Below are 13,488 nucleotides of genomic sequence, written 5' to 3'. Positions count from 1 at the left end.
CGCTGTCATCGACGGTCACCGTGCCAGTCCAGGATGAGGACAGTGGCGTCGTCCTTGAGGTTCCCCCGGCAGGCCTCCAGCACGGCGGTCGTCAGGGTGCGGACCGCCTCCCTGGGATGGCAGGTGCGGGTGTCGCGCACAAGGGAGGCCAGATCCACGGCCGCGGCACCGCGTTCCTGCATGCCGTCGGTGAGCAGGATCAAACGGTCGCCGGGGTGAAGCTGGACCTTCTGGAGTTCGTAGGCGGTGGGCGCCGCCACGCCGAAGGGCATGTTGACGGCCAGCTTGACTTCCTCCACCTCGGTGGCGCCTTCCCGCAGGCGCAGCGGCCAGGGGTGCCCTGCGTTGACCAGTTCGCAGGTGCCCGTCTCGAGCCGGATGCACAGCAACTGGCCGGTGGCCAGGCCACGGCTGTGGGTCAGCAGGGCCTCGTGGGCTCTGTGGGCCTGCTGAAGCGCGTCGCAGCCGCTTCGGCGAGCGCCGCGCAACGCACCCATGACCAACGTGGCCAGGAGGGCGGAGTTGGTGTCGTGGCCCATGGCGTCGGTGATGGACAGATGCAGCGTTTCGCGATCGAGCGTGTAGTCATAGGTGTCGCCGCCGATGTCGTCGGCCGGGACCAGCCCTGCGGCCAGGGTGAACTGGGGCGCCTCACAGCACGGGGCCGAGGGAAGCAGCTGGTGCTGGATCTCCGCGGCCAGGCTGGTCCGGGTGGTGCGCTGGCCCGCGTGGTAGAGGTCGGTGAAGCGGCGGTCCGTGACGATGATGTACGCCAGCGCGTGAGCCGCGTCGCCGATCTGCCGGAGCACGGTGTCGTCGGCGTACTGCAGCGTCACCTCCAGCACACCGACGCAGTCGCCGCGATTGGTCACCGGCGAGATCACGCGTCTGCCGCCGTGGCCGTCCGGTTCCACGTGCTGGCGCTGGCTGCGCAGAACCGTGTCGTACACGCTGCCCTGCAGATCGATCCGCTCGGTGGTGTCCGCCCTGCCGCCCTCGGCGGGCACGGTCAGGCGCAGCAGCCGCTGCCCCAGGAGATCGACGAAGAGGAAGGACACACGGTCCGCCCCGAAGCGCTCGCGCAGATCGCGCGCGATCACGCCGACGGACTCCCCGGGCGGCGCGGCTTCCGCGGCGGCCAGAAGCTCGCCGAGTTCCAGGCCTTCACCATCCATCGCAACCTCCCATCCGGTGTCGCCACTCTTTCCCCGAGTTGCGCCGATCTCACGTGGTACGTGCATCACACCCGGGCATGGCGTCTTTCCCGCCGGCCGGCCCTCCGATCCGCCGCGCTTCCCCCAGCACCTCCGCCACCACAGGCGCTGCCCGTCGCCGCAGCCCCGGCACGCGAGCCGGTCGGCCATGTCCACGCCTGCGCGTGCGCCGGCGCGGCACGGGGTGAGGACGTTGCCTTCGCCCCCTCCTTCGGAGGCAACCGATCACGCTGCCGACGGAGGAATGGGGTCGAAAGCACCATTACGGTGCACACTACTGTGGTGGATCACTTTTCCGCTCCGACCCGGCACCCGTCACACGTGCCCTGCGCCCCTGCGCCGGGGGTGCCCGGATCATGACGGCAGACGGAGGAGCGGAGGGGAGGAGTGTCGCGGATCGGTCGCAGTCCTTCGGGGAGGAGGTCCTGGGGACCCTGCTGGACCGTGCGCATCTGCTGCCGCCGGACCGCGTCGGCCCGATCGTCGCGGAAGCGGCGGCCCGGCTCGGCGGGCGGGACATCTCACTGCTCCTCCAGGACCACGGGCAGTGGGTCCTGGTGCCTTTCTCCGCGCCCGGCCTGGCCGCCGGAGACCCGCAGCTGATCGACGCGTCCGACGCCGGCACGGCCTTTCTCGAAGCGCGCTCGGTCGAAGTCCCGCAGGGCGACGGGGTACGGCTCTACATCCCGCTGCTGGACGGCGGGGACCAGGTGGGCGTCCTCGCCGTCACCCTGGCCACCATCGACGACGACGACCGGCGGCTGCTGCGCCGGATCGCATGCGTGGTGGCCGACATGCTGGTCACCAAGCACAGCTACACCGACCAGTTCTTCCTCGCCCGGCGCCGGCAGCACATGAGTGTGGCCGCGGAAATCCAGGGCGCGCTGCTCCCGCCGCTGGCGATGAACATGCCGCGGGTGGCGGTCGCGGGCATCCTCGAGCCCGCCTACGACGTGGCAGGCGACAGCTTCGACTACGCCCTGAACGGCGATGTTCTCCACGTGGCGATGATCGACGCGATGGGCCACGGCCTGGGCGCCGCCGTGATGGCCACCGTCGCCATCGGCGCCTACCGGCATGCCCGCCGCAGCGCCGTCGATCTGGCCGAGATCTATTTCTTCATGGACCAGGCGATCGGGGAACAGTTCGACGCCGACCACTTCGTCACCGCGCAGATGATGCGCCTCGACACCGTCACCGGAAACCTGCAGTGCGTCAATGCGGGGCACCCCGCCCCCCTGCTGCTGCGCGACAAGCGGGTCGTGGCCCGCCTGGAGTCCCCCACCACCCTGCCGGTCGGGTTCGGCGGCCCGGAGCCGGTGGTCACCGAGTTCACGCTGGAGGCGGGAGACCGCATCCTCTGCTTCACCGACGGACTCGTGGAGGAGCACCAGAGCCGTGAGCAGCCGTTCGGCGAAGAACAGCTGATCGACTGGGTGAATCGGCTGGCCGGCACCCGGATGGGACCCCGAGCCATGGTCCGCGCGCTGTCCCATGCCCTCAAGGAAGCCCGCAAAGGGCGCACGACCGACGACGCCACGCTCTTCCTCGTCGAATGGCCCGGACCGGCCCCCGCCGACATCGGCGGACCATGACTCCGGTACGGATCCAAGGTGCCCGGGCCAACGCTGTCCACCGAACAGACTGGCCGTCCACCCTTGTTGACGGTACACGCCAAGCCGTGGGCCCAGGCGTCGCCCACCGGCCACGGCGGTACTCCTCGAACAGAGGGGGCTGGTCAGCGGCCGGTGAAGACGGCGTCGCGCCGCTCGACGAAGGACTGGACGCCCTCGGCGCCGTCGGCGGTGGTGAGCAGCCGGGCGATGTCGGGGCGCAGGCGCTCGACGGCGGCCCGGTCGCCGTGCTCGTGAGCCAGGTGGGCGGAGTTCAGGACAGTGCGCACGCCCAGGGGAGCGGACTTCTCCGCGATGATGCCGGCGATCTCCGTGGCCCGCGCCACGGCCGACGGGCCGTCGGCCGTGACCTCCTGTACCAGTCCGATGCGGTGCGCTTCCGCGGCGTCGAACTCCTCGCCGGTCAGGACCCAGCGCATGGCGTTGCCCCAACTCGCCTGCCGCGGGAAGCGGAACGTGGCGCCGCCGAACGGGTAGATGCCGCGGCGGATCTCGTACTGCGCGAAGCGCGCGTCACGGGACGCCACACGGATGTCGGCGGCGAGCAGCAGCTCGATGCCGAGGGTCATCACCCAGCCGTGCGCGGCGGCGACGACGGGCTTGGTCCAGGGGCCGTCCAGCCGCCAGGGGTCGCGGCCGCCGTCGGGGAGCAGGAAGTGTCCGGAGGCGAGTTCGGAGCCGACGTCGACCATGTCGAGCCCGCCGGTGAAGTGGTCGCCGTGCGCGAAGAGAACCCCGCACCACAGATCGTCGTCGGATTCCAGCAGCCCGTAGGCGGCGGCCAGCTCGCCGAGCATGCCCCGGGTGAAGGCGTTGCGCTTGGCCGGGCGGTTCAGGCCCATGAGCAGCACGTGCCCCTTGCGTTCGACGGTGACGGTTTTCGGGCGCGCCTCGGCTGCACTCATCGCTTCTCCTCGTCAGTTGCATGATGAGACTCAGCTGACGTTAGAGGGGCGGCCGCGCCGGAACAAGTCCATCTCATGATGAAACTGATAAGGTCGATGGGGTGAGAAGGACCTCGTTCGCCGGCTGGCCCTGTTCGATCGCCCGCACGGTCGACCTCCTGGGCGACGCGTGGACCCTGCTGGTGCTGCGCGAGATCTTCTACGGCGAGTCGCGCTTCGACGGCTTCATCGACTCGCTCGGCATCGCGCGCAACACCCTCACCGACCGGCTGCGGCGCCTGGAGGACGCCGGCCTCCTGGAACGCCGCGCCTACCAGACGGAACCGGTCCGCCACGCGTACCTGGCCACGGAGAAGGGCCGCGACTTCTTCGGCGTCCTCGCTGCCCTCAACGCGTGGGGCGACCGCTGGCTGGCGGACGACGAGGGCGTACCGGTGGTCATGCGGCACACCGCGTGCGGACACGACACACGGGCCCGGGTGGTGTGCTCCTCCTGCGGTGAGCCCCTGGACAGCGAGGACGTGACGGTACGCACCGGCCCGGGCTACCCGGCTCGGCTTCGCGACGACCCCGTGGTGAAGGCCCGCTTCGGAGCGGACGCCCAAGCCGGTGGCGACAGTTGCCGGCAGCCGTCCGACCGATCACCTACCTCACGCGGTCACCTCCGCTGAACGGCGCGCCGGTCCCGGCCCGTGGACCGGTGACGTACGGTGGGCGCATGGCCCCGCCTCTCCCGGGCCCGCTGGCCCACCTGGCGCCGCTGCTCAGTCACTACGGTTACTGGGCCGTCGGCGCCGTCGTCTTCGTGGAGGACTTCGGCATTCCCGCCCCCGGCGAGACGATCCTGATCGCCGCGGGGATCTACGCCGGAGCCGGGCGGCTGAACATCGTCGCCGTCGCGGCGATCGCGTTCGTCGCGGCCGTCGCCGGGGACAACGTCGGCTATCTGATCGGGCGGACCGGCGGACGCGCCTTCGTCCACCGCTGGGGTCGCTACGTCTTCCTGACGCCCGAACGCTTCCACAGGGCCGAGGAGTTCTTCGCCCGCAACGGCGCCAAGATCGTCACTGTGGCTCGCTTCGTCGAGGGACTGCGCCAGGCCAATGGCATCATCGCGGGCACCAGCGGCATGCCCTGGCGCCGCTTCCTCGTCTTCAACGCCCTCGGTGCCGCGCTCTGGGTCGGGCTGTGGGTCACTCTGGCCTACCTGGCCGGCACCCACATCACCGCCATCTACGACGAGATCACCCGCTACCAGCTCTACGCCCTCATCGCCCTGGGCGTCCTCGCCGCCGCGTTCCTCGGCCGGCACCTGCTGCGGCGCCGGCACCAGAACTGACGACGCCGGCTCCGAGACGACTGGCCCTCCCAGTTCGCCCAGCCCACCCGGACCCGGGTGGCCGACGGCGAGTGGTACCTGCACCAGTTCACGCCCGAGCAGCCCGACCTCAACTGGGCGCACCCGGCCGTGCGCCGGGAGCACGAGGACATCGTGCGCTTCTGGTTCGAACGCGGCGTGGCGGGCGTACGCATCGACTCCGCCGCCCTGCTCGTGAAGGACCCGGCACTCGCCGACTTCACCGAGGGCGTCGACGCGCACCCCTACATCGCCCGGGAGTAACTGCACGACATCTACCGCTCCTGGCGGGCGATCGCCGACGAGTACGGTGCGGTGTTCGTCGGCGCGGTCTGGCTCCCGGACACCGAACGCTTCGCCCGCTACCTGCGCCCCGACGAACTGCACACGGCCTTCAACTTCAGCTTCCTCACCTGTCCCTGGGAGCCGGACCGGCTGCGCCGCTCGATCGACGACACCCTCGCCGGGCACGCCCCGGTCGGCGCCCCGGCCACCTGGGTGCTGTGCCACCACGACGTGACCCGCACCGTCACCCGGTACGGCCGTCGCGACACCGCCTTCGACTTCGCGGCCAAGGACTTCGGCACACCCACCGACCTGGAACTCGGCACCCGTCGTGCCCGCGTCGCCGCCCTGCTGACGCTGGCCCTGCCCGGATCCGTCTGTCTCTACCAGGGGGAGGAACTGGGTCTGCCGAGGCCGACGTGCCCCTCGACCGCATCCAGGACCCCATGCACTTCCGCTCCGGCGGCACCGACCCGGGGCGCGACGGCTGCCGCATCCCGCTGCCCTGGGAGGCCGACGCCCCCTACGCCGGCTTCGGCTCGCACGGCGAACCCTGGCTGCCACAGCCCGCCGGCCGGGCCGCGTACGCCGTCGACCGGCAGAGCGGCGACCCGGAGCCGATGCTCACCCTCTCCCGGCGGGCCCCGGCGCTGCGCCGCTGCGAGGACGGCTTCGGCGACTCCCCCCTGACCTGGCTTCCCACACCGGACGGCGTCCTCGCCTTCGCCCGGCCGGGCGGCCTGCGCTGCGTGGTCAACCTGGCGGCAGCTCCCGCGGAGCTGCCGCCGCACGCACGGCTGCTCCTGGCCGGCGGCCCCCTCACCCCGGACGGCAGGCTCCCGCAGGACACGGCGGTGCGGCTGCGGACGGAGTGACTCAGCCGTGGACATCGGTGCGGCCTGCCCCGTAGGCCCGGGCCAGGGCGTGGAAGGACTCCTTCGGTTCCCAGTGCCACGGGGAGTCCGGGTCGCCCGGGCGGTCCCGGACCGTCTTCACGAGGCTGTAGCTCGCCATGTCCAGGTCCAACCGGGGCTCGGCACGGTGCGGGGCGTCCGGGGTGACGAACGTGTAGGCCATGGCCGCGTGCAGACGCATCGACTCGAAGACGCGCAGCACCTCGGTGAGGTACGCGGCCTGGGTGCGTTCGCTGCGGACGAGGGCCGCCCTGACCTCGGGCGGCGTCGCCGTGCAGTCGACGACGTCCCAGCCCATGCCGCCCAGTTCCGGTGCCCCTTGGAACGTACAGGTGCCGAACTCGCTGATCGCGAGCGGCTTCCCGGGGCGCAGGTACCGGCGCAGTTCGCGGACGTGATCCCGGGCGGTGGGGTGGGAGCCGTAGTAGTCGACGCAGACGAGGTCGAACAGGTCCCAGTCCACGTCCTCGTCCTGGGCGGCGGCGTACGACAACGGCCCGTGGAAGACGGACCGGCCCACGGCCGCGGCCCGTGCGGTGAACCGGCGGAGCCGCCGTGCCGTACGCCCCGGGTCGTAGGCACCCTTGAGGAGGTTCTCGACGCGCTCCTGGGCCGTGGCGCCGGGCACGATGCCGGGCACGAACAGCAAGAACTCGCACCCCACGTTCAGCTGCACCCGCACACCCTGGCGGCGCAGCCGCTCGGCGAACCGGCCCGTCTGCGCCAGGTGGTCCAGGATGTCGGCGGCGGGCACGTCGCCCAGTGTCGGCTCCAGCCAGACGTTCAGGCCGAGTTCCGCCGCTTCGGTGGCGGTGACGGTGAGCCGCTCGACGCCGTCACCGGTGACCTTCACGGTGTCGGCGTGCAACTGGTGCCGTATCGCCCGTAAGTCCGCGGCGGCGCGGAGCGGGCTCCATGCCGTGGCCGGGGTTTCGCCCGCGCCGACCTCGTAGACGACACCCCGGTGCCGCAGCCCGCCGCGCGAGACGGCGAGGCCGGCCGCCGCGGGCGCCGTCGGAAGTGCCGCCGCGGGCACTGGTGGAAGCGCCACCGAGGCGCCGGCCGCGCCGGCCGCGAGGCCCAGGAAGCGTGCCCTGCTGATCCCGTCGTTCCTCATGACATCTCGCATCGATCAGCCGCGGCTGAAGGGGAGTTTGGTGGTGAGCCAGGTGACCAGCGCGGACGGATTGCGGCTCTGGGTCCACAACCGGCCGGGCCCGGTGAACTCGAAGACCAGGCCCTCGCCGGACTTCAGGGTCTGCATCAGCCCCTGCGTCACCTTGCGGGTGCGGTACGACAGCCCGTCCTCGAAGGCGACCAGGTGCCCGGAGTCGAGGACGAGCGTCTGGCCGGGGCCCAGCTCGACGCGGTCCAGGGCGCCGTAGCAGGCGGCGGCCACCCGCCCCGTCCCTTCGGCCCGCACCAGGAAGCCGCCCTCGCCCCCGGCCAGGTTCCTGAACCCGCCCCATGTGGTGTCGAGGTCGATTCCGTCGCAGGAGCACAGCCAGGCGCCGCGGGCGAGGCTCACCCCGCCGTCGACGTCGATGGCCGTCACGTCGCCCGGCAGCTGCGCGGCGAGATCCACCCAGCCGCCGCCGGCGTCCGCGGTGAACCGGGTGACGAACAGCGACTCGCCGCCCAGGACGCTCCGCTTGAGGCCCTTGAGCAGCCCGCCCTCCGCCTTCGCCGCGACGGCGATCCCACCGGAGGTCGCCATCATCGCCCCGGACTCGGCCCGCACCGACTCACCGGCGGCCAGGCGCACCCTGGCCACCGTGAACGACGGGCTGTGTCGTACGTCGATATCCATACCGGCCACGTTAGGAACGGCCTCGCCCCAGCCGCGTCGGCCGAAGGTAGCCGGGGTGTCCGACCATCGGATGTCCCTCGGCCCCGCCCACGCGACTTTCCTCCCGGCCGCGGTGGCTACTTGGCGGCCCAGTAGCCCAGGTCGTTGACGCCCAGGGCGTCCGCCTGCTGCAGCGCCTCGGGCGAGCCCAGCAGATCGGGCGGCAGATAGCCGGAGCGGACGCCGAGCTCCCAGCCGTGCACCTGGACCGCGAGGACGGCCAGGGCGAGCACGCCGAGCGGAAGGAGGGTCGCGGCGGAGGGATCGGCGCCGACGCCCTGCCGGTGCTCGACGAGCCGGTCCGCGAGTGCTTCCTCGAAGCGGGCCCGGTCGTCGTCCAGGAGTATCCGCAGCAGGCGCTGGTCGGGGGTCACCGGCCCCGCGGCATCCAGGCTCCGGGCGGCTTCGGCGCGTGCGTCGTCGTCCGGCTTGCACAGCGGTACGGCCGGCCAGTCCCGCGGCAGATGCCCTTCCGCCTCGGTCAAGTAGCCGCACAGGGCGTCCATGGCCGCGAGATCCGCCGGATCCGACACCTGGGTGAACCGCGGGTACGGCACCCCGTCCCGGACCGCCGACGCGCAGTCGCCGCGCAGCGTCAGGCCGATCGCGCGCTGCCAGTCCCACACCAGCCCGCCGACCAGGCACAACTCGAACGCGTCCAGCCATGTCCGGGCCGTCGGGGCGTGATCGACCACGTCGGCGAAGGCGACGTCCTCGCTGGTGAGCTCCTCGTCGATGAGCGGGAAGAAAACCTCCTGGTCACCGTCGGGGAAACACCCGATGCTCAGCGCGCCCAGCGCGCACTCCGCCGCGGTCCGCAGAGCAGCCCGTGACGTCTCGTCGAGCAGGGGCTCCCGCACCGTCCGGGCCGCCACGTGCTCGACGAGTTCGTCGCCCATCTCCCGCAGTCTCAGCGGGGACGCGTCCCCGTACCGCAGCCCGTGCCGGCGCCCCCGGGCTCGTTGGTGGATGTCCTCGAGCGCCTCGGTCATACGCCGGCCGCTGACGGCATGACGCGTCACTTCACGCACGGGCGCCGTCCTTTCATGATCTTCTCTACAGGGGGTGGCACGCTATCAGTGGGCACTGACAGCACCCCGGGTCGAGGGCGCAGGGGCGGCGCACGCCCATGGCCATACACCAAGGCCGGTCTTTCATTCAGTGAAACAAACCACGGTGCCGCCCCCTCTGCTCGGGCGACTGTGGCGGGTAGGTTCCTACGACCTGCGGCCATCCGGGGAACACGGTCCAGGGGACACCCATCGATCGGGATACCCGTCACCCTCCTCCGAGGAGAGATCACGAGAATGTCTGCCCATGAACCCGCGCACCACCCACCGCAGCGGATCGGCGTCGTAGCCGAGTCCGCCTCCGGGGAGACGCGTGTCGCGGCGACCCCCGCCACGGTGCGTCAGCTGCTCGGCCTCGGCTACGAAGTCGTCGTGGAGCCCGAGGCCGGGGCGGCCTCCGGCTTCACGGACCAGGGCTACCGCGACGCCGGCGCGGAGATCGGCGAGGCCTGGAGCGCGGACGTCGTACTGAAGGTGAACGCCCCCTCCGACGCGGAGATCGCCCGGCTGCGGCGGGGCGCGACCGTGGTCGCCGTGCTGGCCCCGGCGCAGCGGCCCGAGCTGCTCCGGACGCTCGCCGAGGCCGGCATCACCGCGCTGGCGCTGGACGCGGTGCCCCGCATCTCGCGCGCCCAGTCGATGGACGTGCTGTCGTCGATGGCGAACATCGCCGGGTACCGGTCGGTCATCGAGGCCGCGCACGTCTTCGGCCGGTTCTTCACCGGCCAGGTCACCGCGGCGGGCAAGGTGCCGCCGGCGAAGGTGCTCGTCGCGGGCGTGGGCGTGGCCGGCCTCGCGGCGATCGGCGCCGCCTCCAGCCTCGGTGCCGTCGTACGGGCCACCGATCCGCGGCCCGAGGTCGCGGACCAGGTGAAGTCACTGGGCGGCGAGTACCTGGCGGTGGACGTCGCCCAGGAGGCGAGCACCGACGGGTACGCCAAGGCGACCTCCGCCGACTACGACCGCGCCGCCGCCGAGCTCTACCACGAGCAGGCGAAGGACGTGGACATCGTGATCACGACCGCGCTGATCCCGGGCCGGCCGGCGCCGCGCCTGCTGACGGCCCGGGACGTGGCCGCGATGAAGCCGGGCAGCGTGATCGTCGACATGGCGGCCGCCCAGGGCGGCAACGTCGAGGGCACGGTCGCCGGCCGGGCCGTGGTCACCGACAACGGCGTCACCATCATCGGTTACACCGACCTCGCCTCCCGGCTGCCCGCCCAGGCCTCGCAGCTGTTCGGCACCAACCTGGTGAACCTGATCAAGCTGCTCACGCCCGGCAAGGACGGCCGGCTGACGATCGACTTCGACGACGTCGTGCAGCGGGCCGTGACCGTGGTGCGCGACGGCGACGTCACCTGGCCGCCGCCGCCCGTGTCGGTCTCGGCCGCGCCGGCCGCTGCCGCCGCGCAGCCGGTGACACCGCCCGAGCCGAAACGACCGAGACTGACCCCCGCGGGACGCTTCACCCTGATCGGGCTCGGCATGCTCGCGATGTTCCTGCTGGTCGCCTTCGCGCCCGCCCAACTCGCGGGGAACTTCACTGTGTTCGCCCTCGCGGTGGTGATCGGCTACTACGTCATCGGCAAGGTGCACCACGCGCTGCACACGCCGCTGATGTCGGTGACCAACGCGATCTCCGGCATCGTCGTGATCGGCGCGCTGCTGCAGATCGGGCACGAGAGCACGCTCGTCACCGCGCTGTCGGTCGTGGCCATCCTGCTGACGAGCGTCAATGTCTTCGGCGGTTTCGCCGTCACCCGCCGCATGCTGTCCATGTTCTCGAAAGGCTGAGCCGAGATGACCTCCCTGACAGCCTCCCACGCTGCCGACCTGGTCGCCGCGCTGCTGTTCATCCTGAGCCTGGCCGGCCTGTCCCAGCACCGCACCTCCCGCGCCGGCGTCGTCTACGGCATCGCCGGCATGGCCCTCGCGCTGGTCGCCACCGTCGTGGTGGCGGCACAGAGCATCACCGCCACGGCGGTGGCCCTGATCGTGGTGGCGATGGCGCTCGGCGCCGCGATCGGACTGTGGCGGGCCCGCCGCGTCGAGATGACGCAGATGCCGGAACTGATCGCCGTGCTGCACAGCTTCGTCGGCCTCGCCGCGGTGCTGGTCGGCTGGAACAGCTACCTGGAGGTGGAGGCCCACGGCGCCGCCCAGACCCGGATCGGCGACGACCTGCTCGGCATCCACCACGCCGAGGTGTTCATCGGCATCTTCATCGGCGCCGTCACCTTCACCGGCTCGATCGTCGCGTTCCTGAAGCTGTCGGCGCGCATCAAGTCCCGTCCGCTGATGCTGCCCGGCAAGAACGCGCTCAACATCGGTGCGCTGGTCGCGTTCGTCGGTCTGACCGTGTGGTTCACCATCACCCCGAACCTGGCGCTGATGATCGCGGTGACCGTGCTGGCGCTGGCCCTGGGCTGGCATCTGGTCGCCTCCATCGGCGGCGGCGACATGCCCGTCGTCGTCTCCATGCTGAACAGCTACTCGGGCTGGGCGGCGGCCGCGGCCGGCTTCCTGCTCGACAACAACCTGCTGATCGTCACGGGCGCGCTGGTCGGCTCCTCCGGTGCCTACCTGTCGTACATCATGTGCAAGGCGATGAACCGGTCCTTCCTCTCTGTCATCGCGGGCGGCTTCGGCATCGAGGCGCCCTCCGGCGGCGACGAGGAGCAGGGCGAGTACCGCGAGGTGCGGGCCGCGGAGGTGGCCGAGATGCTCGCCGAAGCCCGCTCGGTGATCATCACCCCCGGCTACGGCATGGCCGTCGCACAGGCCCAGCATCCCGTCGCGGAACTGACGCGTCAGCTGCGCGAGCGGGGAGTGGAGGTCCGCTTCGGCGTCCACCCCGTGGCCGGGCGCCTGCCGGGGCACATGAACGTGCTGCTGGCCGAGGCGAAGGTGCCGTACGACATCGTCCTGGAGATGGACGAGATCAACGACGACTTCGCCGGTACCTCGGTCGTCCTGGTCATCGGTGCGAACGACACCGTCAACCCCGCCGCGACCGAGGACCCGTCCAGCCCGATCGCCGGCATGCCGGTGCTGCGGGTCTGGGAAGCCGAGCAGGTCATCGTCTTCAAGCGCTCCATGGCCTCCGGCTACGCCGGTGTGCAGAATCCGCTGTTCTTCCGCGAGAACAGCAGCATGCTCTTCGGCGACGCCAAGCAGAGCGTCGATGAGATCCTGCACGCGCTGGGCAACGACGCGCCGAATCCCGGCACACGCGAGGCGACGGCGGCGGGCCGCTGACCCGGCGCTCCGTATACCCGCTTCACGGACGGTCGGCACCGACGGGCTCGTCCCCCGTTCGTCCGCCGGTGCCGACCGTCCGGCGATGACACGGACCGCTCGCAGATCCTCCGGCCTCAGGGTGCGGAAGGCGAGCGGCCCCGAGGCCTATCGTGCGGGTCAGGGCCCCTTCTCCCGGGTGGCCCGAAGGAGGAGCCGCATGGCCGAGATCCAGGAACTGCTGGACGAGCTGCGAGGGCTTCCGTCCAGCTCCCCGAGGACCGCGCGGGAACTCGCCGACACGGTCGGCAGGGTCAAGAGCGCCGCCGGTCGCTGGTCCGACGTCCTGGACGACGTACGGCGGTGGTCGGCGGCGCACGCGGGACCGCGCGCGGCGGCGGCGCTGGAGATCGCCTTCCGCAAGGCCGAGGAGTGCTTCGTCGAGTTGGAGATCGCCCACCAGGACCTCAAGCTGACCGGAGAACAGCGCTGACCGACGCCGTTCCCGCGCCGCGTGTCCGTGCGTTGCGCTGTCTGGTCCGAGATCGCGGGGCTGCGTACACTCGCCGCAGCAGTGCGAGCCGGGGATCTTGGGGGTGCGTAATTGGGCGCGGACTCCGTCCCTCGGCGCGAGGTGGTCACCGGGGAGCCGGCGGCGACACGCAGCGCGGGCTCGCATCCGGGGCCGGCCCGCGCGAGCGACGCCGGCGCCACCGAGGACGTCCCACCGGTCCGGGCGCTGATGCGCAGACAGGCCCGGCTCGCCCTGAGTGCGGTCGCGCTGCTCGTCACCCTGCTCGGGCTGCTGCCCCTGCTGCTGCGTCTGGTGCCGCCGCTCGATGCGCAGGGGCATGCTCCGCTCCTCGTATGGCTCGCCCTCGGACTGGCGCCCTATCCGGTCCTGCTGTGCATCGGGCGCTGGTACGTCCGCCACGCGGAACGGCACGAGGACGAGTACGTCGCAGCAGCGCCGTCGAAGGAGCCGTGAGCCCGGCGCCCCGGACCGTCCGGGGTCTGGACGGA

12 protein-coding genes and 1 pseudogene are annotated in these 13,488 nt (G+C 71.6%); 8 read left to right on the top strand and 5 right to left on the bottom strand.

The genetic code is table 11. The features are described 5' to 3' along the window. Positions 1–5 precede the first annotated feature (5 nt). A complete protein-coding gene (locus tag ACF1GV_RS38645; protein ID WP_391691030.1) occupies positions 6–1,175 on the bottom strand; it encodes a PP2C family protein-serine/threonine phosphatase in 1,170 nt (389 codons plus the stop codon). Between the two features lie 395 nt (positions 1,176–1,570). Here ACF1GV_RS38645 and ACF1GV_RS38640 point away from each other — a divergent pair, with 395 nt between their 5' ends. Next, positions 1,571–2,809, top strand: coding sequence for a PP2C family protein-serine/threonine phosphatase (locus ACF1GV_RS38640; RefSeq protein WP_391691027.1), 1,239 nt, complete (start codon positions 1,571–1,573; stop codon positions 2,807–2,809). Between the two features lie 143 nt (positions 2,810–2,952). Here ACF1GV_RS38640 and ACF1GV_RS38635 read toward each other — a convergent pair whose 3' ends face one another. Then, positions 2,953–3,753 carry a crotonase/enoyl-CoA hydratase family protein gene (locus ACF1GV_RS38635; RefSeq protein WP_391691024.1) on the bottom strand — a complete coding sequence of 267 codons (801 nt, stop codon included), beginning with the start codon at positions 3,751–3,753 and terminating at the stop codon, positions 2,953–2,955. A gap of 101 nt (positions 3,754–3,854) precedes the next feature. On the opposite strand from ACF1GV_RS38635, the gene ACF1GV_RS38630 reads away from it, so the two are divergent. The 3 genes and pseudogenes from ACF1GV_RS38630 to ACF1GV_RS38620 form a co-directional block, all read left to right on the top strand. Beyond that, a complete protein-coding gene (locus ACF1GV_RS38630; protein WP_391691021.1) occupies positions 3,855–4,424 on the top strand; it encodes a winged helix-turn-helix transcriptional regulator in 570 nt (189 codons plus the stop codon). Between the two features lie 47 nt (positions 4,425–4,471). Beyond that, positions 4,472–5,092, top strand: a complete 621-nt coding sequence (locus ACF1GV_RS38625) for a DedA family protein (protein ID WP_391691018.1) — start codon at positions 4,472–4,474, stop codon at positions 5,090–5,092. Positions 5,093–5,107: 15 nt separating this feature from the next. Then, a pseudogene (locus tag ACF1GV_RS38620) lies at positions 5,108–6,270 on the top strand (alpha-amylase family glycosyl hydrolase); the annotation flags it as partial. A 1-nt stretch (position 6,271) separates the two neighbouring features. Here the strand turns inward: ACF1GV_RS38620 and ACF1GV_RS38615 are convergent. The 3 genes from ACF1GV_RS38615 to ACF1GV_RS38605 all read right to left on the bottom strand — a co-directional run bounded on the left by ACF1GV_RS38615 (position 6,272) and on the right by ACF1GV_RS38605 (position 9,189). Beyond that, complete coding sequence (locus ACF1GV_RS38615) at positions 6,272–7,426, bottom strand: abortive phage infection protein (RefSeq protein ID WP_391691016.1); 1,155 nt, start codon at positions 7,424–7,426, stop codon at positions 6,272–6,274. A 15-nt stretch (positions 7,427–7,441) separates the two neighbouring features. Beyond that, positions 7,442–8,119, bottom strand: coding sequence for a TIGR00266 family protein (locus tag ACF1GV_RS38610; protein WP_391691014.1), 678 nt, complete (start codon positions 8,117–8,119; stop codon positions 7,442–7,444). Between the two features lie 116 nt (positions 8,120–8,235). Further along, positions 8,236–9,189 (bottom strand): immunity 49 family protein, encoded by a 954-nt coding sequence (locus ACF1GV_RS38605; RefSeq protein WP_391691011.1) that lies wholly within the window; start codon positions 9,187–9,189, stop codon positions 8,236–8,238. Between the two features lie 276 nt (positions 9,190–9,465). Between ACF1GV_RS38605 and ACF1GV_RS38600 the strand changes: the two genes are divergently transcribed. The 4 genes from ACF1GV_RS38600 (at position 9,466) to ACF1GV_RS38585 (ending at position 13,453) form a co-directional block, all read left to right on the top strand. Beyond that, positions 9,466–11,022, top strand: coding sequence for a Re/Si-specific NAD(P)(+) transhydrogenase subunit alpha (locus tag ACF1GV_RS38600; RefSeq protein ID WP_391691008.1), 1,557 nt, complete (start codon positions 9,466–9,468; stop codon positions 11,020–11,022). Between the two features lie 6 nt (positions 11,023–11,028). Next, positions 11,029–12,486 (top strand): Re/Si-specific NAD(P)(+) transhydrogenase subunit beta, encoded by a 1,458-nt coding sequence (gene pntB, locus ACF1GV_RS38595; RefSeq protein WP_391691005.1) that lies wholly within the window; start codon positions 11,029–11,031, stop codon positions 12,484–12,486. A 199-nt stretch (positions 12,487–12,685) separates the two neighbouring features. After that, on the top strand, positions 12,686–12,958 hold the full coding sequence (locus ACF1GV_RS38590) for a hypothetical protein (RefSeq protein ID WP_391691003.1): 273 nt from the start codon (positions 12,686–12,688) through the stop codon (positions 12,956–12,958). Positions 12,959–13,069: 111 nt separating this feature from the next. Then, positions 13,070–13,453: a hypothetical protein gene (locus ACF1GV_RS38585; RefSeq protein ID WP_391691000.1), complete on the top strand. Its 384-nt coding sequence runs from the start codon at positions 13,070–13,072 to the stop codon at positions 13,451–13,453. The last annotated feature ends 35 nt before the right edge of the window (positions 13,454–13,488 follow it).

This window comes from Streptomyces sp. NPDC014006 (assembly GCF_043088925.1).
GTDB lineage: Bacteria > Actinomycetota > Actinomycetes > Streptomycetales > Streptomycetaceae > Streptomyces.
The sequence above is the reverse complement of the archived record's forward strand: the minus strand, read 5'-3'. Positions and strand labels throughout refer to the sequence as shown.

Coding starts and splice junctions, on each gene's coding strand:
- ACF1GV_RS38645 (WP_391691030.1), bottom strand. CDS start 1,175: ATGGATGGTGAAGGCCTGGAACTCGGCGAGCTTCTGGCCGCCGCGGAA.
- ACF1GV_RS38640 (WP_391691027.1), top strand. CDS start 1,571: ATGACGGCAGACGGAGGAGCGGAGGGGAGGAGTGTCGCGGATCGGTCG.
- ACF1GV_RS38635 (WP_391691024.1), bottom strand. CDS start 3,753: ATGAGTGCAGCCGAGGCGCGCCCGAAAACCGTCACCGTCGAACGCAAG.
- ACF1GV_RS38625 (WP_391691018.1), top strand. CDS start 4,472: ATGGCCCCGCCTCTCCCGGGCCCGCTGGCCCACCTGGCGCCGCTGCTC.
- ACF1GV_RS38615 (WP_391691016.1), bottom strand. CDS start 7,426: ATGAGGAACGACGGGATCAGCAGGGCACGCTTCCTGGGCCTCGCGGCC.
- ACF1GV_RS38610 (WP_391691014.1), bottom strand. CDS start 8,119: ATGGATATCGACGTACGACACAGCCCGTCGTTCACGGTGGCCAGGGTG.
- ACF1GV_RS38600 (WP_391691008.1), top strand. CDS start 9,466: ATGTCTGCCCATGAACCCGCGCACCACCCACCGCAGCGGATCGGCGTC.
- pntB (WP_391691005.1), top strand. CDS start 11,029: ATGACCTCCCTGACAGCCTCCCACGCTGCCGACCTGGTCGCCGCGCTG.
- ACF1GV_RS38590 (WP_391691003.1), top strand. CDS start 12,686: ATGGCCGAGATCCAGGAACTGCTGGACGAGCTGCGAGGGCTTCCGTCC.